The following is a 24,999-nucleotide window of genomic DNA, read 5'->3' as shown; positions in this document are numbered from 1 at the left end:
GTTTAGCCTCAAGCGCCGGCGGTCGCATTCGCTCCCTTAGGCTACCGCGCTAACCGCGCGTCGCCCGGTCGGGCTCTGGCTGCCGCGACCAAGATCAAACGGGTCAATAATCCCCCGGCTTATGCAACCCCTTTGGGCTGAGCGTGAATATCTCATTGCCGGTTTCGGTAATAGCCAGCGAGTGTTCAAACTGCGCTGACAGGGACTTGTCCCGTGTCACCGCTGTCCAGCCATCTTTCAGCAGCTTGACCCAAGGCTTGCCGATATTGATCATCGGTTCGATGGTGAAAAACATACCCGGGCGCAGTTCCGGACCGGTACCCGCTTCGGCAGCATGGACTACCTCTGGCGCATCATGAAACAAACGGCCCAAACCGTGCCCGCAAAACTCGCGCACCACGCCGTAACGGTGGCTCATCGCGTGTTCCATAATCGCCGCACCAATATCACCCAGCCGGTTACCCGGTTGCGCTTGCTCAATACCGATCATCAGGCATTCATGCGTCACATCAACCAGCTTGCGCGCCTTAAGCGGCACATCGCCAACCAGATACATCCGGCTGGTATCGCCGTGCCAGCCATCAAGCAGCGGCGTGACATCGATGTTCACGATATCGCCATCCTTCAGCACTTTGTCGCTGGGGATACCGTGGCACACAACATGGTTGATCGAGATGCAGCAGCTATGCGCATAGCCGCGATATCCCATCGTGGCCGGCACAGCGCCGCCCGCCAATGTCAGTTCGCGCACCTTATCATCGATCGCGCCGGTTGTGACACCGGGCTGCACCATGGGTGCGATAGTGTCGAGGATACTCGCGGCGAGCTGCCCCGCTTTGCGCATACCTTCAAAACCCGCAGGGCCATGTAGCTTGATCGTGCCGTCCCGAATGACGGTCTCGGTCCCTTCGATTACCTGATATTCTGTCATGACAGGCCATGTAGCGTGCCGTTTGGCAAATTGCGAGCTTGGAACGCGCAACATTTCGCCTACATGGGATGGATGAGCACACCAGACGCATTGATTCAGGCCGATCGCGGCCAAGACGCTATCGCTATCCATCTTGTCACTCAGGAGAGTTTTGCAGATTTTGCCAAGACCCTCCCCGCTGGCCAACGGGCGGCCTTAGCGGGTCAGAAGTTTGACGGGGGTGCTTCACAAACGGCGATTGTCTCAGATGGCGATGGCTGGTTTGCAGTGGGCGGGATTGCCGATCCCGAAAATCTGGGCAGCTATTGCCTCGCAAAATTGGCTGAGGTTCTTCCCGGCGGCACATACCGCTTGGCATCAGGTGAACCGCTGGCCGCAATGCATGGCTGGATCACCGCGCAATACCGGTTTGAACGGTATAAAAAGAGCGAGAAAGACACCGAACCGCGCATCCTGCTGAGCAAACAGGCCAAGCATATTGATGCCGCCATTGCCGAAGCCGAAGCGGTCAATCTGGTGTGCGATCTGGTCAATACCCCTGCTGAAGATATGGGTCCGGCGGCTTTGGAAGCAGAGGCGGAGCGCCTTGCCAAAACATACAAAGCCGACATCAACGTGGTCAAAGGCGACCGGTTGGAACAAGAATATCCCATGATCCACGCCGTTGGCCGCGCGGCAGCGCGGCATCACGCGCCGCGTATTATTCAGCTGGAATGGGGTGACCCATCCCATCCGCGTGTCGCGATTGTCGGCAAAGGCGTGACATTCGATTCCGGCGGGTTGGATGTGAAATCCGCCATCGGGATGAAGCTGATGAAGAAAGATATGGGCGGCGCGGCCCACGCCCTCGCCCTCGCCGATCTGATTATGCGTGCGGGCTTGAAACTGCGGCTGCACCTGCTGATCCCAACCGTTGAAAATGCAATTGCGGGCAATGCTTTCCGCCCCGGTGATGTGCTGGCCACCCGCAAAGGGCTGACGGTTGAAATCGGCAACACAGATGCTGAAGGGCGCTTGATACTTGGTGATGCACTCACCCGTGCCAGCGAAGATGATCCCGAATTGATGATTGATTTTGCCACGCTTACCGGCGCAGCGCGGATCGCTCTTGGCCCGGATTTGCCGGCTCTGATGACGCGGCAAGACAAAACCGCCGATGATCTGATTGCCGCAGGCCGCGCGCATGATGACGAACCGTGGCGCTTGCCATTGCCAGATGGTTACCGCGAATGGCTCAACTCCGATATTGCAGACCTCAACAACGCCCACGCCAACCCCTATGCCGGGGCGAGCGTGGCGGGCCTGTTCCTCGACCGGTTTGTTGGCGACGGCATCGAATGGGCACATTTTGATACCTTTGCTTGGCGGCCATTTGCCAAACCCGGCAGGCAAAAAGGTGGCGCAGCCTATGGATTGCGCGCAGCGTTCCATATGCTCAAAACGCGTTATCCAGCGTCATAAACTTGCCGCAGACTGTTTGAGCGTATATGCGCGCCAATCCTTCCACAGGCATATGCTTGTGTACGGCACGCATTAGGGGCACAGAAAAGTCGTGAGCGACGTAGCGAAATATGGGATTCCTACAGGGGTGCTAGGCCTGAAAGCGCCCACTGTGCACCCGGACGAAGGGAGCCTGCCCATTCGCGGCGATTTGGCGCATATTGCATTGGCGGACCGTTATTTGGTGGCCCATTATGTGGAACCCCAAATACGTGCAATCGGGGCAACAGAAACCCCCCTACTGCTCAAAGCCTCAACCGATTCAGAAACAGTGGCTACTCTGGCTGCGGGTTCTTCTTTTGAAGCACTCGATTTCTCGGGTGACTGGTGTTGGGGATGTGTTGGTGCGGATGGACCAACCGGCTATGTCCCGATCACCGCCTTGTCAGCACCTGCATCAGCGCCAGCATCGTGACACTTTCTGTATTTGTTGATGGCGCAGCTGGCACCACCGGCTTGGAAATTCGCCAGCGGCTGGCAAGTCGCAAGGAATTTTCGCTGGTCGTTTTATCAGATGAAAACCGCAAAGACTTGGCCGCCCGGCAAGATGCCTTGAACGCGAGCGATGTGGCAATATTGTGTTTGCCCGATGATGCCGCACGCGAAGCCGTGGCGATGATCGATAACCAGACCACGCGGGTAATTGATGCCTCAACCGCGCACCGCGTGGCAGATGGCTGGACATACGGATTTCCTGAATTGATCGGGCAAGATACCGTTGCCAATGCCAAACGGGTGAGCAATCCCGGCTGTTATCCGACCGGTTTTCTCGCCTTACTTACCCCGCTGCTCCGGGCAAACCTATTGCCAGCCAGCTGGCCCTATTCTGTCCATGCTATTTCCGGATATTCCGGTGGCGGCAACGCCCTGATCGACCGGTTTGAAAGCGATCACTCCATCGCATGGCGCGGTTATGGTTTGGCTCTGGGTCACAAACACGTGCCCGAAATGCAGCAGTATTCCGGGCTGGACCATGCCCCCAATTTCGCGCCTGCTGTGGTTGACGCACATCGCGGAATGGTGGTTGAAATACCGGTTCCGGTTGGTGCCATAGAAGGTGCTGCCGATGCGAAGGCTTTGCATACCGTGCTGAGCGATTTTTATGCCGATGCGCCACTGGTTCAGGTTGCTGATTTCGGAGACGCACCACCGTCCGAGCTGCTGCTGCGCAAGGATGCGCGGCCGTGGGATGGCCTCTCCCTCCACGTGTTTGGGGATGCGCACAATGTGCGCTTAATCGCACGGCTCGACAATCTCGGCAAAGGTGCAAGCGGCGCGGCGGTGCAGTCGCTCAATCTTATGGCAGGCTTACCCGAACAGACCGGCCTGACACCCTCTGCCTAAAAATTAGGCATCTTGTGCCGCGATAGCGGGCAATCTGTTCCCTGAGATTAGGGCGGTTGAATGCCCCCCTTGCTTGGCTACAGTTGCGAAACGGCTCGAATCCACGAGTCGCGACTGCGCGTGCTGCCATTGCAAAATCATTGTCATAATTGGCATGGTTCTTGGATAGCTTTCCGTAGGAAATCCTTTGGGTCGGCCCTGCGGCAGCGGTGTCAGCCTATGTGCGCAAGAGTATCGCGCGGAAGATGCTCAAGAGAGGCAAGACGTGAAAAAAGTCGAAGCGATTATCAAACCTTTCAAACTCGATGAGGTGAAAGAGGCGCTGCACGAGATCGGTGTGTCGGGTATTACTGTGACCGAAGCCAAGGGTTTTGGACGGCAGAAAGGCCACACCGAACTGTATCGGGGTGCGGAATATGTCGTCGACTTCCTGCCAAAGGTAAAACTCGAAGTCGTGGTAACCGATGACATCGCTGAGCGGGTTGTTGAAGCGGTGGCGAGCGCGGCGCAAACCGGCCGGATCGGCGATGGCAAAATCTTTGTTTCACCGATTGAGAAAGCACTGCGCATTCGCACCGGCGAAACCGACGACGACGCGATTTAGTATTCATGATGCAGCCGCACGGGGCGGGCCGCATCTAACAAATTTCACTGCCCTTATTCATTCAATTGACCCACTCAAATATCAGGGGAAACACTATGGCTACTGCAAAAGAAGTTCTCGCACAGATCAAAGAAAACGAGATCGAATGGGTGGATCTTCGCTTCACCGATCCAAAAGGCAAATGGCAGCACCTGACAATGGTGGCCAATGTTTTGGGTGAAGACGAGCTGGAAGACGGCTTGATGTTTGACGGTTCCTCCATCGCTGGTTGGAAAGTCATCAACGAATCCGACATGATCCTGCGCCCGGACCTCGACCGGGTTTATGTCGACCCGTTCAGTGCAACACCGATGTTGATCCTGTTCTGCGATATCGTGGAACCATCCACCGGCGAACTCTACGCCCGTGATCCGCGCTCAACAGCAAAACGCGCCGAAGCCTTCGTCAAGACTGCCGGCCTTGGTGACACCATTTTCGTCGGTACCGAAGCGGAATTCTTCATGTTTGACGATGTTCGCTTTGAAGACGGCTACGCCGCGTCGGGTTTCGCACTTGACGATGTCGAGCTGCCAACCAATTCCGGCAAAGAGTATGAGAGCGGCAACCTGGCCCACCGCCCCCGCGCAAAGGGTGGCTACTTCCCCGTTGCTCCTGTCGATAGCGCAGTCGATATCCGCGGCGAAATGGTCGCGACGATGATCGAAATGGGTCTGCCATGCGATAAGCATCACCACGAAGTTGCCGCTGCGCAGCACGAATTGGGTGTGACCTTCGCCAGCCTGCTGGAAACAGCCGACAACATGCAAATCTATAAGTATGTCGTTCAACAGGTTGCACACGCTTACGGTAAAACCGCCACGTTCATGCCGAAACCAATCAAAGATGATAATGGCAGCGGCATGCACACACACATGTCGATCTGGAATGATGGCAAGAACACATTCGCGGGCAATGGCTATGCCGGTCTGTCCGACACCTGCCTGTATTACATTGGCGGCGTGATCAAACATGCGAAAGCGCTGAACGCATTCACCAACCCGACGACCAACAGCTACAAGCGGTTGGTCCCTGGCTTCGAGGCACCAGTTCTGCTGGCATACTCGGCGCGTAACCGTTCTGCTTCTTGCCGTATTCCTTACGGTGCGGGCGAGAAAGCGAAACGTGTTGAATTCCGTTTCCCTGATGCTCTGGCCAACCCGTATCTCTCCTCAGCAGCTCTGCTGATGGCCGGTATCGATGGTATCAAGAACAAGATCCATCCGGGCGAGGCGATGGATAAAAACCTGTATGATCTGCCGCCAGCCGAATTGGCTGAAGTGCCGACAGTATGCGGCAGCTTGCGCGAAGCGCTTGAAGCCCTCGAAGCAGATCATGACTTCCTGCTGCAGGGCGATGTGTTCAGCAAAGACCAGATCTTGGCTTACACAGAACTGAAATGGGAAGAAGTCAGCCGCTGGGAGACTACTCCAAGCGCGGTAGAGTATGACATGTATTACAGTGCATAATACTCAGCAGTCTCTGCATTAATCTGCAACAGACTTGTTAACTCTGGCGGCGGTCGATTGGTTTCGGCCGCCGCTGTTGTATTTATGGCGCAAGTTCAATGGAATATACTTAAAGATCCGTTGACTCCCCGGTGAACTGGTTAGATGTAACACGCAGTAAAACTTTTGGGGAATCACTTTCATGACACGTCGATCAAACCGCTTGCTGGCGAGCAGCGCAACCGCGGCTTTGGCTCTCGCTGCAATAAGCTCACCCGCCCACGCTATTGTCCCGAACGAAACGACAGATTCGGAAGAAATTGTCGATACTGATGATGAATTCGCTGGCGTAGGCCAATTTTTGTCCAATAGCGGCATAGATGGCGATACAGGGCTCGGTCTTTGTACCGGCACGCTGATTAACCCACGGACAGTTCTGTTCGCTGCCCACTGTGTAAACAGTCTTCCTGCAACCGCATATAATGACGGTACGCGCATCAGTTCGTTCGGCTTCAACGTTGATAACCTACCAGCAATTCGCGAATGGCTTGCGCCTTTCATTGACCCGAACGGCGGTTTTGTCTTCCGCACCGATGGCTTGAGCGAAGCTGAAATCGCAGCACTAGCGCCTAACCCGCTGTTACGCTCAACATCTGTAGCGAACCACCTCTACAACATCAGCCAGATCCAATATGATCCGCGTTCATTGCAGAACCCACAAGCACGGGGCTTTATTGAAGCTGATGTTGCGTTGGCCACGCTAGACACTCCTGCGGCCAACCTTCCGACGTGGGCCGTCCTATTCTCGATCTTGCCCGCTCCGGAAAATATCAATTCTGTTGCTGGCACCGGTTATAACGTCAACATCACTGGCTACGGCAGAACGGGTAACGCATTTGAGGGCAGCGTACAGGGCATTGATTTCCGCCGCCGCGCTGCGGAAAACGTACTGGGCGGGTTTCTGTCGCTAGACGACCGGAACAATGCAATTTTCGGCCCAGCTGGTCCAAACCTCCCGCAGAACCTTTACCAGTTCGATTTCGACTCCCAAACGCCTGATGACTTCTTTTTTGACTTCAACATGCATGGCGATGCAGCTCGCCCGAATGAGGGTACCACTGCTGGAGGAGATTCTGGTGGTCCGCTGATCCTGGATGCAGCCAACAACAGCTTTACTGACGAAGACCTCGTTATTGGTGTTCTTTCAGGTGGATCAAGCCTGCTCGGCCCAGGTAGTTCGCTGGGTACCAGCAGCTTCTATCAACCACTGGCACTGTTCTGGGAATATATCGCTGCGGCAAACCCATATCGCTACGTGGGCACTGCTGGTGGCGACGGCAACTGGGAAGACGCTGATCACTGGGTCAGTCTGATTGATCCAAATTACCGCGCCATTGATGCCGACGGTAATATCATTAATGGTGTTCCAACTACCCCTGAACTAGGTCTCGATGGTACAGGCGGTGATTTCGGCCTTGTCTGCGTAGAAGGCATCGGCGCTCCCGCTCTTGGACCGGATGAATGTGTGAACACGGCAACCGGCGTCACTTCTCCTTCGGGCGTTCCTGCAGAGGTTGCAGATATGCGGACCGACGCAGCTGTCGCAGGTTTAAACAATAATCTCGGCTGGGCGGATATCGGTTCTGGCGCTGATCTTATTGGCGGCGTGACCGAAGTTTCGCTTGAGGGCGGCATCACAACTTTGGAATCCGGTCAGATCCAAGCACAGATGGAAGCTGAAGAAGATCAAAATACGCTTCCGGCAGCAACCATCGAAAACGGATTACCCGGCGCAACAAACTTTGTGCCCGACAACATAGACCCCGGCTTCACTGGATCTGGTGATGTTATCAACGGTCGCTATTTCGATGTCACGCTGTCCAACACGGGCACAACAACACTCAGCAGTGAACGCGAAATTGATCGCTTGACGGTATCCGGCTTGGCAGGCTTGAACATCGTCGACGGCGGTGATTTGGATGTGTTAATCGATATCACCCAAATGGGTGGTATGGTGAATGTTGATGGCGACCTGTCATCAGTGGGAGATTACACCCTCTTTTCAGGGATGTTAACCGGCAGCGGCACCGTCGCATCGCCGTTCCTGACCAACATCGCTGGTGCAATTTCACCCGGTGAAATGGGCACAATCGACACCCTGACAATTGACGGGAATGCTATCCTAGCGTCGGGTTCGACTCTGATGATTGATCTTGGCTCTGCTGGCGAGTCTGACACATTGAACGTTACAGGTATCGCAAATGTTGGCGGTATGGTCAGCGTAGGAGCCGGCGTGTTCGATCAAGTCAATGGCAACGGCCAACAATATACAATTGTGACTGCTGACGGCGGTGTGACTGGTGAATTCACCGAAAACAACATCACTTCCATCCTCAGTACTTCTTATACTTATGAAGCAAACGCGGTGCTGCTGGAGATTGCAGCGGCGAGCTATAGCGCAGCAATTGATCCGACCAATCCAGTGCAAGCAGCATATGCTCAGTTGCTCGATCAAAACCGGTCGAATGCAGCATTGTCAGAGCTCTATGCACTCGACTTTGCCTCTGCTGAAACAATCCAGCAAACACTGACCAATCTTGCACCTGTCGGTGAAACTGCAGTCCGCACTCTGACAGGTGAAAACTTCACCCAGTTGCTGAACTTCAACGACCGTCGCCTATCCACCTCCAGCCAATCCAGCGCTGGCGGGACATTGGCTACGCTCAGCACTCCGTTCCAAGGCGTTGCCGGCGATCTAGCTCGCGCTTCACGGCCGCAGAGTGCAAACGAACTTGGTCTTCAAGGCAGCGATGTCACTGAAGGTGCAGTACCTGAGAATATGGCTGTCTATTTCGCAGGTGGTTACATTCAAGGTGAGGGAGACTCGATGCCCGGCTTCCAAACCACCCGTACAGACTTTGACGGTTTCTATTTGGGCGGCGGTCTGGACGTGTTTGTCAGCGATGTTGTGATGGTCGGTGGCTCGCTCTACTACTCGAACCTGGATGCAAATGTTGCCCTAGGCAGCACTGCTGAAAGTGAGATGATTGCCGCTACTCTCTATGGCCGCGCCAAAGCAGACAACCTTGTTTTCAAGGGGCAAGTTAGCATTTCTGATTACTCAACCGACACATCGCGTACAGTCGATATTCTCGGTACCTCTCAAACCTTGGTTGCTGATCGTGGCAGTACCGGAATTTCTGGTGCACTTGGTTTCCAATATGACATCGACACCGGTCTGGGCATTGTGTCGCCGGGTGTAGAAACTCGCTATGCAAGCGTGAAATCGTCAGCAGTTACAGAAACCGGTGGTTTTGCAGCTCTGTCGTTCAACCGTGAGACTTTCACCAGCTTCCAGATCCGTGGCGGGGTTGATTTCACCTCTTTGGAAGATCGCCCGGTACAATTCCACGCAGGTGTCGATTTCGTTCAGGAAATTGAGGATGGACCGCAATTGTTCCAATCCAATTTCGCTCAAGGCGTGGGCCCTACTGCGGCATTTGCTTACACCCCGACAGATCGTGACTGGATCGAAGTCGGTGTGTCCGCAAGCTTCGGAGAAGGCCCAGTTCGCTTGGGCGTGGGTGTCGATAGCACCATTGGCCGCGACAATGTGGAAGCTACTACATTCACGGGCAGCGCAACGATCAAATTCTAAAACTCTGATCCATCGCATTGCGATAAGAAAAGGCGCCTGGAAGAAATCCGGGCGCCTTTTCGTTACCGCCGGTCAATGCGAAGGTTAGCCAAGCAAACTGACCGAGGAACTCGTTCTTGGCTGACGTACTGCAATATTGCTGGTGCCGATGTTGATCATGATTGTCGCGGTAGTCTTTCAAGCGGTTGCTTATCGAGTCCATTCCTTTTGCCTGTAAAGAGTTCTGGGCATTATACCTTTGAGATTCGTCTCACACTCGACACCGTTTAGAGCAGTGATAAAAGAGGTAGATGTTTGGGCGTGCGGCCTCATTTGGATGGGTGGCGGTCATGATCGCCGTGGCGCTTTCGTTGGGCCTAGTAAGTGTACTATCACACATAATTGGCACTGCGAATAACATACGTTCAGCCCAAGACCCGGTATGGTGGCAGGAAGCCTTCGCATACTTTTTAACAGTTCCAGCATGGATACCCTTTGGAGCCTTTTTTATATTCGCGGTGATCTTTGCTATCCAGCTCGTGATAGATGGCCACCAAGGAAGGGAAGCGCTTTCAACAATCAAAGCTAGCATTGAACGCGCATGAGCATTTGAGCCCGAATTTCGTGACGCGGTAGACGAGATGAGAACTCAACGCGACGATTTCATACATAAGCCCAAAGAACTACAAATGACGGTTGAAACACTGCACAGCGATTTCTCAAATCTGCGAGCAGAATTTGCCGATCTGCGCGATCAAGTTAGTCATTCGATGAGTCAGTTTGAAAACTACGCCGATCGACAAGCAGATGCAGCAGCAAGTCGCGAGGCTATGCTAGCCTATAAGGACCATCTAAAATTTTCTGAAGGTGCGTGGAAGCGCATAGATAAGATCGAGCTAAGGCTCGCAGAGTCACAAAGTGGCAGGTCGAACTCAGAATAACTAATTCGCCGCTACCAAGAAGGAAAACCCTCCAGACTTTTTGCAGCCGGCCTTACAACTCACAACTGTTGCCTGTCCTACTCGGGCCCTGTTGAGCTATCGCTCTGCCGCATTGGAAATGAACGGCGCAGCTGCCAACAGCCTGATTTTCTGCCCTTGGACTGTGTACCACCTGTCCCTTTCGTACAGCTTTCAGGATGTAATCCTGAACAAGCACCAAAACTATTTTCCTACTCACTGCCTTGCTGCCTAGTGGATGCCCCTCGATTCTCTCCTTCAAAGGCAAAGCGAGGCTGTCCATGAAACGTGCCCCTATCTTTCAAACCCTGCGCACCATTATCGGGCGTGGTTTGCGCCAATCGGAGGTTGACCGGCTCGATAATGCGCTCGACTGCGTAGGTGGCAACCAAGATGCCTGCGCTTCGCCGCCCGCCGGTTCTCACCCGGATCAAAGGGTTGGGCCGGCCGGCATTGCCATGATCAAACGATTTGAAGGGTGCGCGCGCGTCCGCAGTGACGGAATGATAGAAGCCTATCCCGATCCCGGCACGGGCGGCGCGCCCTGGACAATCGGCTGGGGCGCGACCGGCCACGGGCTGGATGCCCCCATCGGCCCCGGCACACTATGGACACAGCAGCAATGCGATGATCGTTTGGAACGCGATCTGGTCCGTTACGCCAGCGATGTGACGCGCGCATTGGACGGCGTGCCCACCACCCAAAGCCAGTTCGATGCACTGGTCAGCTTCCACTACAATACCGGCGCTATCGCCCGTGCGACATTGACCCGCCGCCACAAGGCTGGCGATTATGCCGCTGCCCAAAGCGAATTTTCCCGCTGGAACCGCGCTGGTGGACGAGTGATGCGCGGGCTATCACGGCGGCGCGCGGCGGAGGCAAAGCTTTACGCCGGCGGCTAATAGTCGCGGCTAATCTCTGCCACCACGCTTTCCCTGCCGATGGTAGAGACACTGCCGAGCAAGGAAAGCCAGCTAGTTACGCGGAATTCTGCTTCGGTGGCACTGTATCCCCGCCCGTCAGTCACAATCTCGATATAGAACTTGCGTCCGATATTCTTACCCAAGGCAACACCTGTTTGACGGCCCAAGGCTGGATCGGCACTCACGATGCGCAGGCGGTCCAGCCCAATGGCGCCGCGCAGTTGATTGATCGGATCAAGTCCGCCGCCACCGCCGCGCAGGCTTGCCAGTGCTGCCCCCAATTGCAGCGCATCGGTTGCCGACAATTCTGTAATTGATCCGCCAAACAGCAATTGCGCCAGAATTTCTTCCTCCGGCAAGACGGGGTCGGACGTAAAGGTGATTTCCGGCTGCAAAGCGTTGCCCTGCACACTGACAATCACATCGATGTCGCCAGTGTCCGTTTCCGCCCTGATATCCAGCCGCGGGTCAATCGGCTCGTTCTGATTGAAATCGATCCGCCCGCGCGTCAGCTCAAACCGGCTACCTGCGAATGTATAGGAACCGCGCACCACATTGGCCTGCCCGCCAATACGTGGATCGCTGGTGGTTCCGCGCAAACGGATATTTGCGCCCCATTCACTATCAAGGCCCAACCCATCGACCATGATCCGGCTGCCGCCTTTTGCATCAATGAGATACCGCCATGGCCGGGTGATGACTTTTGCCGGGGCAATGTCGGCAGGCTGATTGATTTCTCTCGTCGCGATCTCTGGCAATTGTTCCGCAGCGGCAGCGGTGCCGAGATTCCAGCTGGCACGGTTGATCTGCACTCTGCCAGCCACTGTTCCGCCCAGACCGTTGGACACGATCCGAAGCGGTCCGGTAACAGTGGCATTCAAACCGGCCGCGTTGATCAAATTGGCGTTCTTTGCAGCGATACGCAGGTCAATCTGCGGGCCACGTGACGACAAGTCGAGGAACCCGATGGTCCCACTGCCCGAAACCGATCCGCCCCCTGCAGTTGTGCCGGAGAAGCGGGACAGTTTCAGTTGTGAACCGGAAAAAGTGCTGCGCATACTTACATCGCGGACATCGGTGCCCGACAGCGAGCTTTGCAATCGCAGGTCATCGCTGGAAACAGATCCGCGAACTTTCGGATCGGCAAGCGAACCCGTGATATTGGCAGCAGCTTTAAGCGGGCCGGTTAAATCGAACCCTTCAACGCCAGCCAAACGCCAGACGGCGGCTGCCGGGCCATTGAAACGCAATTGCGCAAACAGGTCCCCGCGCTCCAACCGCGTGATAAGATCCCCTGCGTTTGGCATCCCGGAAATTCGCGCTTGCAGGCGGCCTCTTCTTTGCCCCTCTTCATCAATAACCGTCCTTGCCTCCAAACGGTTTGCGGTCAGACGGGCAACGATCGCCAAATCAATCGGCTTGGATGTCAGAACCAAACCGGAGCGTGTCAGCTTCTCGACTTTGACGCGTGCATTCCCGGTGGGCGCGGCATTTGCAGTGCTTTGAAAATCGACAACCCCCGATATGGTACCGCCAAGCCCGATATCGGCGACTGCCAAGTCAACCAGCGACAATGGCATCCTGTCGAGCTTCAATTCGCCGTTTGCTCCATCGCCGCCGAACTGGCCCGAAGCAATCATCCCGCCTTGGCCATAGGAAATTTGGGTCTTTTCAAGTGTCCAGCCGCCATCAGATCCGCGCGCCAATACCGCCCGCCTTGGCATACGGATGGTGCGGCCAGCAAAGCTACCCCGCGCTGCAACGGCTATGCGTTCAGGTACAAAATCGGCATTCAATTGCAGGTTGAACCGGCTCCCTCGCCGCCCTGCTACAGATGCGGTGGCATTCCCGCGGCCATTCTCAACCTCTGCCTGCGCGGCAATCCGGCCCAGAAACAGGCTACCATAGGTCAGGCCTTGCCCGCTCATGCTGCCTTCAACGGCGCTATTGCCATCTTTCAGATAGGCCCTTGCCTCAATATCAGCCCGGCTAATAGCAATCGGCGTGCTGCCCCCGAAACGGGCTTGTCTGGCATTAATTTCGACGGCGACAGCTTGTCCGCCCTCGCGTGCGGCAAGGCCAATCCGGCCATCCAAACCGCCCCCGCTCAGCACCAAGCGGCCATCCGCCCCGCCGTCTCCCAATGTCAAATTGCCGGTTACTGCGGTCTGCCAGACATTAAGCCGCTGGATGTCGATCCGCGACGGTCCGGTTTCCGGAGCCACGAATGTCAGCGATCCATCAAATGCACCCAGCAGCGACTGCCCTTCCGTATCGACAGCAAAGCCTTCCTCTGTCGGGGCGACTGCGACACGAACATTTTCCAGCCCAGCAGCAGGCAGCGGACTGGCAAAGACCAATACAGCCGTCGGTCCAGCATCTTGCAGCGCGGCCTCAATCGTGAAATCACCGTAATCCTGCTGGGTCCCGCGACCGGCGATGGTGGTTGCACCGGGGCGCACCTTACCATTGAGCGAAAGGTTGAGCTTGTTGGAAGTGAGCCGGACATTGCGAAAGTCGAGCGGCGCGACACTGCCCAACCTGACCCCGCCACGCAGGGCAAGCGATGGCCCCGCAAGGTTGACTATCGTATCATTATTGACCCGCGGAATATTGGCATCAAATTCCGCAGCCAACGTCCATGGATAGCTTTCACCAATCCGAAAATCGATCCGCGCCGATCCGTCCACAAGGCCAACTTGATCAATCGGCAATCCCCGTGCGGTAACAGGGCCAACCAAAGCGTAAGCGCCAGCCTGCACATTACCCTGCAATGCCAATCGCGCGGCAGCGTTGGGAAAATCTATCGCCAGATTGTCAGACAGCAGCCGGTCGCCAGTATACACCAAAGTTCCACCGACAGTCCCGCCGACAAGTTTTGGATCGACCAGCGCGTTGCCGGTTACGATTTTTGCAACGGATCCCGCCAGAGGCAAAGTGAAGCGGGTACCATCATATCGGGCGGTCGATTGCTGGACGATATCACTGATGATCGTGGTGCCCGATTGCAATTCGCTGGCCGCGAAGCGGTGCTCAACAGTCAAATCACGGAAATCGCCATCAGCCGTTACATCAAGGACAGCATTGTTTAAAACGACCGCTTCCCCAAACAATCCAGGATCGCGGAGCGATGCCGTGATGTCGAGCTGGTCAAAGGCGTTGTTCGCCAGATCAACCCTGCCGCTACTCTGCGCGCTGAGGCCGGAGCCAATGATGTTCAATTTTCCGCCAAGAATGCTATTTTCCAGCGTTCCATTGGCAGCCACAGACACGGTATTGCCGAGCGCTCTGGCAGGCAAACCGGACAGCAGGCGGGAAGGATCAACTTGCCCCAACAGGCTATATTGCCCGGCGCGATTTTCGATCGTGAAGGCTGCCAATCGCTGGTCTGCCTGACGAATTACAGCCGCCCCGTCCCATACAGTCCAAGTGCCCTCGCCGCGAACTTTCGCCGTCGTGCTGGTTTCCATGCCAAGCATGGTGGCGATCACTCCGCCCGATGGCGCGCGAAAATCAACGGCCACATCAAACAGATCACCGTCCGGTTCGACATCAATCAGTGCCTGCAACGTATCTTGCTCACCGATCTGGCCATCCGCCTTCAGGTAGACGCGGCCGGACCGGATATCAGCCTCCGCTTGCAAGTTAGCAATGTGGGATTCCTCGCCCGCAATACCGGACGCGATTGTCAGATCCTCCACCACCAATTGGCCAATCTGGATATCGAAATCAGGCAAGATTGGAGCATCCGGATCACCCGGAAGGAGTTCTGGCAAACGTGATAGCGTGCCCCGCCGAAGGGCAAATTTACGAACGTCGAGCCCGCTCGTCACCCAGCTGAGTGGCCGCCAATCGAGCTCCACTTCTGGAATGGTCAAAAACGCACCTTTGGGGTCGAATACGGTCACGTCATACAGCTTGGCATCAGAGAACAGATCGCCTTCGATCCGCCCCACTTCAAACCGCAATCCTGATGCCGGGGCCACAGCCGCAATCTGGTCGGCCACAAAGCGTTTGCCAATCGGGCTATTAAGAAGCGCAAAGCCAAGCACCAGCAAGGCTCCCACCCCCAACACTCCGCGCAGCAGCCAACGTTTCCAGCTCGTTTTGGCCGGTGTAGCCGCCTCTTTATCGTTATTTGCTAACTCAGCTTCAGCCATCAAAATGCCTGACCCAGCGATACATAGACCGCGACGGGGTTGTCATCTGGACCGGGATTGAGCGGGACACCGACATCAACCCGCAATGGCCCAAACCCACTATCATACCGAATGCCAATGCCTGCGCCGAAACGAATATCGTCAAAATTGGGTGCAGGATCAGGCCCGATCGAACCGGCATCAAGGAACGGCACGACGGATAGCGCTCCATCGAAGAAGCCGGTTTTGATGCGGGCTTCCACCGCTGCTTCGACAACCGAACGACCGCCACTAGGCGCGCCGGCAACATCCCTTGGCCCGATCTGTTGGAAGCCGTATCCGCGTACAGAGCTGCCACCCCCGGCATAGTACCGGCGGGACGGGGCAATATCGTCCAGTGGAGCCCCCGGTATGGAACCGAACCGCACGCGCCCTGCCATAACCAAACGGTCGTTCACGCTTTGATAGTAGCTCGCATCGAGCTGCGTGCGGATATAAGTGCTTTGCTTCCCGCCGGTGCGCGATATCTCAGGCGAAAACCGCCCACCGAGCCGGAACCCTTTGGTTGGGTTCAAAAGACTATCTGTTGTATCATACAGCACCGATGCCGGCAGCGCAGCGACATAGAATGTGTCCCTTGGTTGCTGGCTGCCGCCGACCGCCGGTGCACGTTCCCGTGACCCAATCAGTTCAAAGCCAACACTCCATCCCAGCTGTTTCTGGAACAGCAAAGTCGATGCCCGTTCATACGTCCCAACCAATGCAATCGACTGCGCATCGAAAGCGTCGCTATCGAGCGTACTGATAAACGCATCGAGCGTCAGAACGCGGTCCCGCCCGCCGAAGTTATTCTTGCGGAACGTCACCCCGCCCAGCTGTTCGCGAGTGCCGACAATACCGCGGACTTTTAAGGCACCTTCCGAAGGGAACAGATTGCGATGTTCCCAACTGGCTTGGACACGCACGCCTTCTTCAGCGCCATAACCGATAGCCCCGGCAATCGTGCGGAGCTTGGCTTTGGTTAGGCCAACATCCAACACTACCTGGCCCGGCTCCCCATTGGTGGGGGCCGTCAATTCACGCGGTGTTACCGTCACTGAGGAAACGAGACCGGTTGCTGTTACTGCACGGCGCAGGTCTGTTGTCAGGCTTCTTTGATACAAGTCATTGGCATCAAAACGCGCGATGCTGGAGAGGTGTTTGTCGGACAGAAAGCCGGGGTCCGAACTGGATACAGACGCAATCAGATATTTGCCGTTGGGCGCAACGGGTACTGAAAGATCACCTTCAGACCGAGCATGATCAATCAACAGATCCGGCGCGCCGACTTCTGCAAATGGATAGCCGGTCTCACCCAAAGCTACTTCCAAAGCGAGACGGTTACTTACGATCTCGTCGCTGGACATCGGATCGCCGGTTTCAATGGCAAAGGACTTCCGTAGCGATGGATAATCCGGCGCTTCATCGAGCGCACCCAAGTCGATGGCACCAAATCTGTAGCGTTGCCCTGGGATTATTTCGAACCGGACGGACGGCGCTCTATCGCTCTCGGCCTCGCCAACTTTGGCTCCGCCCACAATGCGGGTAATTTCCGCATCGTAATAACCGTACACCCTGAGCAGGTCGGTTAGCAGCGCTTCATCCGATCGCGCCCGTGCAGCCAGTTGGGCGATGCTTTCATCATCGCCCGACAATTCTGTAATGGCCGACAAAGATTTGAACCGGTCAATAAATTCCCCGCGCATCGGGAATGCGGCATCTTCAGACGGTAACACGATAGTCAGTTCGGAACTGACTTTCTCTACAGTCGCATTATCCGATAGCGGCACATCCGGCAGTTCAACATCGGCAAACTGGATGTCTTGATCAACGTCCAAAGCCTCTAGGGGCGGGATCTCCAATTGCTCGGGCCAGTCCAACGATAATTCGGGCAATTCTGCCATCGGCGTTTCCGGGGCCAGCTCTGGTAATTCCGGTTCCTCTGCGCCAGCTTGGTTGACGCCTTCAGCCGCCCATTCTTCCGGATTGGCTACCGCTGAATCGGGGATAAGGTCTTCAAGCGTGAGCGGCGCCGATGCGTCTTGCGCTGCGGCTGGCACAGCGGCCAGTAGCAAAGAAGCGGCAGCGACCTGCGCAGCCGAACCGGCGTATAACCGCTTCAAACAGGCCGCGCTGTCCTGATTGCTTTCGGCTCTATTGATTTTGGCCCTATTGATTTTGAGCAGTCTGATACTGCTGTGGCGTACCATCCTTTTGTACGGTTTTCGCGTCCGCAGCGCCGTCTGGCTTAGAAACTGTCGCATTGGCACTTGTCTGCGCGATGAGCGCGTTCTGCTCCTCTGGAGTCATACGTTGCCACCCGTCACGGGTCAGCCGCTCAAGTGGACGATATCGCACTTTATACCGCATTCTGTCCGATCCTTCGACCCAATAGCCGAGATAGACATAAGGTAAACCCTGTTCCGCCGCGCGGCGGATATGATCAAGGATAATGTAATTTCCAAGCCCGGGGCGTGACGCATGGTCAGGATCGTAGAAACTATAGATCATCGACAAGCCATCAGTCTGCCGGTCTGTTAGACAGGCCCCCACCAGCTTGCCCGGGGTTACGCCATCTTCTGATGGTTCCCGATATTCGATCACATAACTGGTGACGGGAGTATGCTCGACCATGTCAGCATAATCGGTTTCATCCATCGTGGTCATGCCGCCGCCGGGATGGCGCACACCAAGATAGCGCTGCAACAAATCGAATTGTTCTTCGGTTGCCCAAGGGCGGCATTCCGTCGCGATCAGCCCACTATTGCGGCGTAAATTACGGCGTTGCGTCTGGCTTGGTGCAAATTCATGGGCAGCTACGCGCACTGAAACACAGGCTTGGCAACCGGCACAGCTGGGCCGGTAAGCAACGGTCTGACTGCGGCGAAACCCGATTCTGCCCAGCGCCTCGTTCAATTGCTCGGCGTGCTCACCCTTTAGTTCTGTAAACACTTTCCGCTCACTCTTACCAGGAAGGTAAGGGCAAGGCGCGGGTGTCGTCACAAAGAAACGGGGGAAGCGAACGGGAGCCGTCACGGGTTCGGGCAAGTCCTTTTGCGGAGGAATCGGTCAAAAGCGAAGACCGTATGTATGGCCGTTTGAGCCCGCCGGTAAAAGTCCCTTAACCATCAAACACAGTTAATCATTGATTATTTTGCACAATTTCCCATTCGCTTAGGGTTTGCGAATTGAGTTGTCCTAATTCAGCTCAATTTGTTTCACTGTGTAACCGGTTTTCCGCAGCGCAGCGACGAGCGAGTCGAGCTGATCGCGGTCCCGGGCCTCGCATTCGATATCCGTGATCAGCCCCTTGGCTGGTAGGGTAGTAAACACCCGCTGGTGATAGATTTCGATGATGTTGACGTTGTGATCATCAAACACACCCATCACCTTATACAAAGCGCCGGGGCGATCTTGCAAAGTGATCCGCAATCGGGCGAGCCGCCCTTCTCTCGCCAAATCGCGCAGCAGAACATTGGCGAGCAAGCGAGTGTCAATATTACCGCCGCATAGCACCAACCCGATTTTCTTACCGGCAAACCGCTCTGGATTGGCCAACACTGCCGCCAATCCAGCCGCACCGGCACCTTCGACAACAGTCTTTTCAATCTGCAGCAGCAAGGCAACCGCTTTTTCCAGCACAGATTCGTTTACCAGCAGAATATCATCGACCAGATCGGCAATGACTTCTGACGTGAATTCGCCGGGAGCTTTTACGGAAATCCCCTCCGCCAAAGAATCTCCGCCACAGGCCAGGTCTTGCCCTTTCAGCCGCGCATACATCGAGGGATATAGCGCTGCCTGAACGCCGATCACTTCCATGTCAGGCTTCAAAGCGCGGGCTACCGTCGCCATACCGGACATAAGGCCGCCGCCGCCAATTGGAGTTACGATGCAGTCTAGCTCAGGGGCATCGGCAAACATTTCGAGCGCCACACTGCCCTGCCCTGCTGCCACGTCGGGATCATCAAACGGGTGGACGAAAGTCAGCCCGCGTTCTTGCTCCAGCTCAAGGGCGTGGGCGTAGGCATCATCAAATGTTTCGCCTTCCAACACCACATTGCCGCCAACCGCCTCGGTCTGCATCACCTTCACAGTGGGGGTCGTGCGCGGCATAACGATCGTTACGGGTACACCCAACCGGCGGCCGTGATAGCTCAGCCCCTGTGAATGATTGCCAGCAGATGCCGCAATGACGCCCTTTGCGCGTTGTTCATCCGTCAAAAGCAGCAACGCATTGAGAGCGCCGCGTTCTTTATAAGCCGCAGTAAACTGCAAGTTTTCGAACTTCAGCCAAACTTCCGCACCGGTAATCTCTGAAAGAGTAATAGAATGCATGGTCGGCGTATGGACGACAGAGCCCTTAATTCGCTCCGCCGCAGCGCGTACATTGTCGATAGTCAGGCGATCTGTTGCTCTTTCACTCATGCAGCTTCAACTAGGCGAAATGATGTTTCTGGGGAACACATGATTGGGTTTAACCCCCTATGCATTTGCTTTGCCAGCCAGATTGCCTACTCCAGCACCATGAGCAGCAAACCAAAACTCGCATTTCTAGGCCTGGGCGTGATGGGCCGTCCGATGGCTGCACATCTGGTAAGAGCCGGATATGACGTTGCAATCTATAACAGGACTGCGGCCCGCGCAGATGCACTGCAAACTGCATTAACTGCCGAAGGACTGAAGGCCGCTGTCGGCAAAACACCGGCAGAGGCGGCAGCTGGCCGCGATATAGTGATCGTCTGTGTCGGCAATGATAATGATTTGGAACAAGTCCTGAGCGACCAAGATGGCGCGCTGTCTGCCATGCAGGCTGGCAGCACTCTGATTGACCACACCACCGTGTCTCCTGATATGGCCCGGAAAGCGACTGAATGGTGCACCGCCAAGGATATTGCCGCTGTGGACGCACCGGTTTCAGGTGGTCAGGCAGGCGCGGAAAATGGTGCCTTGGCGATTATGTGTGGCGGCACGGACGATGCATTTGCAACTGCCGAACCCATTATGCAGGCCTATGGCAAAACAATCGTCCATATCGGCCAAGCTGGCGCCGGGCAGACTGCCAAAATGGCCAATCAAATGTGTATCGCCGGTGCGTTGGGCGGGCTGAGCGAAGCGGTTCGATTGGTCCAGGCGTCGGGTGTAGACGCTGATAAGGTACTCTCCGCCATATCGGGCGGTGCGGCACAAAGCTGGCAAATGGAAAATCGCTGGAAGACAATGGTCGCTGACGAATTTGATTTCGGCTTTGCCATTGATTGGATGCGCAAGGATTTGGCCTATGCGCTTCAAGAGGCTGATCGATTGGGCTTGGAAAGCCCCGTCACACAGTTGGTTGACCGGCTCTATGCAGATGTACAGGCGTTGGAAGGCGGCGCGCGCCAAGATACCAGCGCGCTCATCCGCAGACTGCCGAGATAACGAGGATTCCATGATAAGACTGACACCATCTCGCAAGACGATCACCGGGCTAGCCATGGCTGCATTGACGGTTTCTGTACCCGCTCATGCCGATACGCTGGTGGACAATATCCAAGGCATAACAGTCGGCGAAGACGGTAAGGTTGAACGCTTCACTGCCTTATGGATTGATGATGATGGGCGTATTAAGCAGGTCCTCAAGCGCCAAGATGAATTGCCCCGCGACACTGACTTCCGATTTGATGGCAAAGGCCGTTATGTCATTCCCGGCCTAATCGACTCGCACCTCCATGTGATGGGGCTGGGGTTCGGAGCGCTAACGCTCGATCTTTCAGAAACGAGTTCGCTGCAAGAAGCGCAAGCTGCCATCGCTCAATACGCAGCGGAGAATCCGGCCAATCGCTGGATTATCGGGCGCGGGTGGAACCAAGAGAAATGGGGTCTTAACCGGTTCCCCACCGCTGCTGAACTGGATGCGGTAGTCGGCGATAAGCCCGTGTGGCTGGAACGCGTCGACGGGCATGCTGGCTGGGCCAACAGCAAGGCTATGCAACTTGCAGGGGTTGATAAAACTGCCAAATCACCAGCTGGCGGCAAGATAATCCGCGACAGTGCCGGTAACCCAACGGGCGTTTTTGTCGATAATGCCAGCGCCTTGGTCCAATCATCGGTTCCGAAACCGCGACCAGAGGATCGCGATCTAGCCCTTTCTAAAGCCCAGAATATTCTGCTCAGCTTCGGCATTACAGCTGCCGCCGATATGGGAACATCGATTGAGGATTGGCAGTCTTTCCGGCGCGCTGGCGACGGCGGGTGGCTCAACATCCGGATTATGTCTTATGCCGCTGGCACAGAAGCTATGGAGCTGATTGGCGGCCCCGGCCCATCCCCGTGGTTATATCAAGACAAACTGCGCTTAAACGGCGTCAAACTCTATCTGGATGGTGCGCTCGGATCGCGCGGAGCGTGGCTGAAACAGCCATATCAGGACGACCCGGCAAACACAGGATTGCCTTTGCAAACCGGCGCCCAGCTGCGCAATCTGATGAGCCGCGCCGCCTTGGATGAATTTCAGCTAGCCATCCATGCAATTGGTGATGCTGCCAATAGCGAGGTATTGCAGGCAATTGATGAATTGGCAGATACGTATGAAGGGGATCGGCGCTGGCGTATCGAACACGCCCAGATTGTCGACCCCGCAGACATCGCCGCATTCAGCAAGCATGGAATTATCGCCTCGATGCAACCCGTTCATCAAACCTCTGACAGGGAAATGGCAGAAGCGCGATTGGATCCTGCAAGATTAGAAGGCGCATACGCTTGGCGTAGCCTGCTTGGTGCAGGTTCCCGATTGGCTTTCGGATCGGATGCACCTGTCGAATCACCCGATCCTTTCGCTGGGCTGGCAGCCGCAATGTCGCGAACCGGTGCTGACGGGCAACCGTTTGGCGGTTGGCGTGTAAAGGAAGCGGTCAGCCGGGAACAAGCGCTGGCCGGATTTACCAGCGATGGTGCCTTCGCCGGATTCGCCGATGGACGATTCGGGAAGCTGGTCGCGGGACAACATGCTGACTTTCTGTTTATTGATCGCGACATTTTGCTCTCTTCGCCCGCGGATATCCGCCAAACGAAGGTACTTGCCACTTGGGTGGGAGGAAGAGAGGTCTTTGCTGCGGGTCAGTAATTGACGTCGTTTCGTCGGGAAAATCCAACCATCCAACTAGAAATGGCTGATTTCCAGGGATGTTAACTAAAATGAAATGATAACCCTGCCATGAGGGCTTGGTGTGAGACAAATAGTTAACCCTACGGAGGGTTTGCGGCTGTCAAACGCAATTTTGGCCGGTTATTCAAATCGATATGGGTTCGGTTCACTGTTACAATTCGGCCACACGACGAACATCTTGATACAACATTTAGGGTTGCCTCATACAACGTACTCACCTATTGAGGCTACGAGATTGAAACAAATAGAGAGCTCTGAGGAGACAATAATGAAGTTCCGTAACGCACTTGCTGCAACTGCAGCTGTTACTCTGGTTGCGTCGCCAGCCGTCGCACAAAGCGTACAAGCTGAGCGTACTGCTGCACCTGTTGAAGGTGAAAGCGAGCTTGGTGGTAAGGGTGGTGCTGGCATCATTCTCGCGCTTCTGGCTGCTGCTGCAATCATCGCTGGTATCGTTATCGCTGGCGATAACAATGATGACGATGTTCCAGTAAGCCCATAAGACTTACTGATAACGAAATTAGAACGGGGCCTTTTGGCCCCGTTTTTTTTGGTCTCGTCAGGATTTTAAGAACTGGTCGCGACACACTTGGATGCGATTGAATCCTAGCGGTCAGCAATATAAGACCCCACAGCTTTAAACCGGTGTCTAGGCTAACCGAATACCCAAGCTGCCAAAACAATCACCTCGCTTGATTGTGCAGACTGATCACGCGCTTTCCGGTTCTTCTTCGGTATCGCTGTCTGCCTTCTTGGGTTCGCTGAACCGCATGATCAGCAAAGATCCCTCGAACAAGAACAGCAGCGGCACTGCAAGGATCAACTGCGATCCTGGATCTGGCGGCGTAACAATTGCCGACAAAGCCACCACCAGCACAATCACATAGCGCCGCGCACCAGCCAGCTGTTGGCGATCGACAATACCCGCCTTGTTCAGCAGCAGAAGTAAAACCGGCAGCAGAAAGCTGATGCCGAACGCCAGAATAAACTGCATGACTAAAGAGAGGTACTCGCCCGCAGCCGGCAACGCCTCCAGCTCGATCCCGCCGGTTACCCCTTCAAAGCCGATGAACCATCGAAACGCAGTTGGCATCACAATATAATATGCAAGCGCAGCGCCCGCCCCGAATAAAACAGGCGTCGCAAACAGAAATGGCAAAAATGCCTTTTTCTCTTTGGCATACAGACCGGGGGCAACGAACGCCCACAACTGATTGGCAATGATCGGGAATGTCATGAAGAAGCCGGCAAACAACGCGACTTTAAGCTGGACAAAAAATGCCTCGTACAGCTTAGTATAGATCAGTTTTCCCTCACCTGGAGGAAATGCAGCCTCCAGCGGGCGCACCAAAAAGCCATACACTTCGTTGGCGAAATACAGGCCAATTCCGAACCCGATAACCAAGGCAATAACGCAGCGAACCAAGCGGCCGCGTAGCTCGATCAAATGATCCAGCAGCGGTGCTTGCGTTTCATCGATATCATCCACGCCAAGCGCCATCGCGTCTACTCCGAGTCCGTCTTATCAAGCGGCAACATCGGCTCACTGGCTTGCGGCTTTGCCGGTTTAACCTTGGCAGACGGCTTCTTCACGCTCTTGGCCGCGCTTTTCTTAGTCAAGGTAGCCGATGGTTTGGGCTTTGCAGCAGCGGCTTGCGAGGGCCCTGTATCAGACTGTTCTTTAGAGGGCACAGCCGATTCCGCATCTGCGGGGAGCGGCTCCATTTCACTGTGAGGCGTTTCCGCCATAATCTTCGCGTTTTGCTCTTTCCACTTCTTCTCCATGTCCTCCATCTCGGCCTCACGGACGATATTATCGAAGCCAGTCCGGAATTGAGCAGAAGCACGGCGCAACTTGCCGACCCATCGGCCAACGACTCGCAGTGCTGCGGGCATGTCTTTGGGGCCGATCACGATAATCGCGACGACTACCAAAACCAGAAGTTCAAGGGCACCGATGTCAAACATGGGGAAGGCGGTACCTTAGAAGATTATGAAGGATCAGACGTTTTACTCTTAGAGCTGTCGGTTGCAGCAGCGTCCTTAGCGGGCGCCTCTAATGAACCGCTAGCCTTTTCCTCAGCCGCCTCATCTTCGCTCATGCCCTTCTTAAAGCTATTGATTCCCTTACCGAAATCACCCATCATTTCTGAAATACGTCCGCGTCCGAACAGGACGAGAATAACCAGGGCAATGATAATAAGCTGCCAAGGGCCGAGCGACATTATTCAATTCCAATCTGTGTAAGGCATCTCTGCTATAGGCCAATATAGGGATGATTGAACCAGAACG

At 55.3% G+C, this 24,999-nt stretch carries 20 protein-coding genes; 11 read left to right on the top strand and 9 right to left on the bottom strand.

Annotated features, from left to right (window positions below):
• Positions 1–103 precede the first annotated feature (103 nt).
• Entirely contained in the window at positions 104–931 is an 828-nt protein-coding gene (map, locus tag HKD42_RS01775; protein WP_170009741.1) for a type I methionyl aminopeptidase, read from the bottom strand.
• 72 nt (positions 932–1,003) lie between these two features.
• On the opposite strand from map, the gene HKD42_RS01770 reads away from it, so the two are divergent.
• The 6 genes from HKD42_RS01770 (at position 1,004) to HKD42_RS01745 (ending at position 9,521) form a co-directional block, all read left to right on the top strand.
• Positions 1,004–2,392 carry a leucyl aminopeptidase family protein gene (locus HKD42_RS01770; protein ID WP_170009739.1) on the top strand — a complete coding sequence of 463 codons (1,389 nt, stop codon included), beginning with the start codon at positions 1,004–1,006 and terminating at the stop codon, positions 2,390–2,392.
• A gap of 91 nt (positions 2,393–2,483) precedes the next feature.
• Complete coding sequence (locus tag HKD42_RS01765; protein ID WP_170009737.1) at positions 2,484–2,846, top strand: SH3 domain-containing protein; 363 nt, start codon at positions 2,484–2,486, stop codon at positions 2,844–2,846.
• Positions 2,843–3,775 carry an N-acetyl-gamma-glutamyl-phosphate reductase gene (gene argC, locus HKD42_RS01760; RefSeq protein WP_170009735.1) on the top strand — a complete coding sequence of 311 codons (933 nt, stop codon included), beginning with the start codon at positions 2,843–2,845 and terminating at the stop codon, positions 3,773–3,775. Before HKD42_RS01765 ends, argC begins: the two co-directional genes overlap by 4 nt.
• A 265-nt stretch (positions 3,776–4,040) precedes the next feature.
• Positions 4,041–4,379: a P-II family nitrogen regulator gene (locus HKD42_RS01755; protein WP_170009733.1), complete on the top strand. Its 339-nt coding sequence runs from the start codon at positions 4,041–4,043 to the stop codon at positions 4,377–4,379.
• Positions 4,380–4,474: 95 nt separating this feature from the next.
• Positions 4,475–5,884: a type I glutamate--ammonia ligase gene (gene glnA / locus HKD42_RS01750; RefSeq protein ID WP_170009731.1), complete on the top strand. Its 1,410-nt coding sequence runs from the start codon at positions 4,475–4,477 to the stop codon at positions 5,882–5,884.
• Positions 5,885–6,065: 181 nt separating this feature from the next.
• Positions 6,066–9,521, top strand: coding sequence for an autotransporter domain-containing protein (locus tag HKD42_RS01745; RefSeq protein ID WP_170009729.1), 3,456 nt, complete (start codon positions 6,066–6,068; stop codon positions 9,519–9,521).
• Here the strand turns inward: HKD42_RS01745 and HKD42_RS01740 are convergent.
• Complete coding sequence (locus HKD42_RS01740; RefSeq protein ID WP_170009727.1) at positions 9,511–9,723, bottom strand: hypothetical protein; 213 nt, start codon at positions 9,721–9,723, stop codon at positions 9,511–9,513. The genes HKD42_RS01745 and HKD42_RS01740 overlap by 11 nt on opposite strands.
• Positions 9,724–10,189: 466 nt before the next feature.
• Here HKD42_RS01740 and HKD42_RS01735 point away from each other — a divergent pair, with 466 nt between their 5' ends.
• Entirely contained in the window at positions 10,190–10,441 is a 252-nt protein-coding gene (locus HKD42_RS01735) for a hypothetical protein (protein WP_170009725.1), read from the top strand.
• 299 nt (positions 10,442–10,740) lie between these two features.
• The gene (locus HKD42_RS01730; RefSeq protein ID WP_170009723.1) at positions 10,741–11,361 is read left to right on the top strand and encodes a lysozyme; all 621 of its coding nucleotides are present in this window, start codon (positions 10,741–10,743) and stop codon (positions 11,359–11,361) included.
• Here the strand turns inward: HKD42_RS01730 and HKD42_RS01725 are convergent.
• The 4 genes from HKD42_RS01725 to HKD42_RS01710 all read right to left on the bottom strand — a co-directional run bounded on the left by HKD42_RS01725 (position 11,358) and on the right by HKD42_RS01710 (position 19,988).
• Positions 11,358–15,542 (bottom strand): translocation/assembly module TamB domain-containing protein, encoded by a 4,185-nt coding sequence (locus HKD42_RS01725; protein ID WP_170009721.1) that lies wholly within the window; start codon positions 15,540–15,542, stop codon positions 11,358–11,360. The genes HKD42_RS01730 and HKD42_RS01725 overlap by 4 nt on opposite strands.
• On the bottom strand, positions 15,542–17,683 hold the full coding sequence (locus HKD42_RS01720) for an autotransporter assembly complex protein TamA (RefSeq protein ID WP_246236659.1): 2,142 nt from the start codon (positions 17,681–17,683) through the stop codon (positions 15,542–15,544). The genes HKD42_RS01725 and HKD42_RS01720 overlap by 1 nt, the downstream gene beginning before the upstream one ends.
• A gap of 46 nt (positions 17,684–17,729) precedes the next feature.
• Positions 17,730–18,596 (bottom strand): arginyltransferase, encoded by an 867-nt coding sequence (locus HKD42_RS01715; RefSeq protein ID WP_170009717.1) that lies wholly within the window; start codon positions 18,594–18,596, stop codon positions 17,730–17,732.
• A gap of 162 nt (positions 18,597–18,758) precedes the next feature.
• Positions 18,759–19,988: a threonine ammonia-lyase gene (locus tag HKD42_RS01710; RefSeq protein ID WP_170009715.1), complete on the bottom strand. Its 1,230-nt coding sequence runs from the start codon at positions 19,986–19,988 to the stop codon at positions 18,759–18,761.
• 99 nt (positions 19,989–20,087) lie between these two features.
• On the opposite strand from HKD42_RS01710, the gene HKD42_RS01705 reads away from it, so the two are divergent.
• The 3 genes from HKD42_RS01705 to HKD42_RS01695 all read left to right on the top strand — a co-directional run bounded on the left by HKD42_RS01705 (position 20,088) and on the right by HKD42_RS01695 (position 23,209).
• Positions 20,088–20,981 (top strand): NAD(P)-dependent oxidoreductase, encoded by an 894-nt coding sequence (locus HKD42_RS01705; protein ID WP_170009713.1) that lies wholly within the window; start codon positions 20,088–20,090, stop codon positions 20,979–20,981.
• Between the two features lie 10 nt (positions 20,982–20,991).
• Positions 20,992–22,665: an amidohydrolase gene (locus HKD42_RS01700; protein ID WP_170009711.1), complete on the top strand. Its 1,674-nt coding sequence runs from the start codon at positions 20,992–20,994 to the stop codon at positions 22,663–22,665.
• 310 nt (positions 22,666–22,975) lie between these two features.
• Complete coding sequence (locus tag HKD42_RS01695; protein ID WP_170009709.1) at positions 22,976–23,209, top strand: hypothetical protein; 234 nt, start codon at positions 22,976–22,978, stop codon at positions 23,207–23,209.
• Positions 23,210–23,416: 207 nt separating this feature from the next.
• On the opposite strand, the gene tatC is transcribed toward HKD42_RS01695, so the two are convergent.
• Genes tatC through tatA form a run of 3 tightly spaced genes read right to left on the bottom strand, consistent with a single transcriptional unit; the run spans position 23,417 to position 24,932 of the window.
• Positions 23,417–24,208 carry a twin-arginine translocase subunit TatC gene (gene tatC, locus HKD42_RS01690; protein ID WP_170009707.1) on the bottom strand — a complete coding sequence of 264 codons (792 nt, stop codon included), beginning with the start codon at positions 24,206–24,208 and terminating at the stop codon, positions 23,417–23,419.
• 5 nt (positions 24,209–24,213) lie between these two features.
• A complete protein-coding gene (gene tatB / locus HKD42_RS13430) occupies positions 24,214–24,675 on the bottom strand; it encodes a Sec-independent protein translocase protein TatB (RefSeq protein WP_170009705.1) in 462 nt (153 codons plus the stop codon).
• Positions 24,676–24,698: 23 nt separating this feature from the next.
• Complete coding sequence (gene tatA, locus HKD42_RS01680; protein ID WP_170009703.1) at positions 24,699–24,932, bottom strand: twin-arginine translocase TatA/TatE family subunit; 234 nt, start codon at positions 24,930–24,932, stop codon at positions 24,699–24,701.
• Positions 24,933–24,999 lie beyond the last annotated feature (67 nt).

This window comes from Pontixanthobacter rizhaonensis (genome assembly GCF_012972675.1).
Taxonomy (GTDB): Bacteria; Pseudomonadota; Alphaproteobacteria; order Sphingomonadales; family Sphingomonadaceae; genus Pontixanthobacter; species Pontixanthobacter rizhaonensis.
The sequence above is the reverse complement of the archived record's forward strand: the minus strand, read 5'-3'. Positions and strand labels throughout refer to the sequence as shown.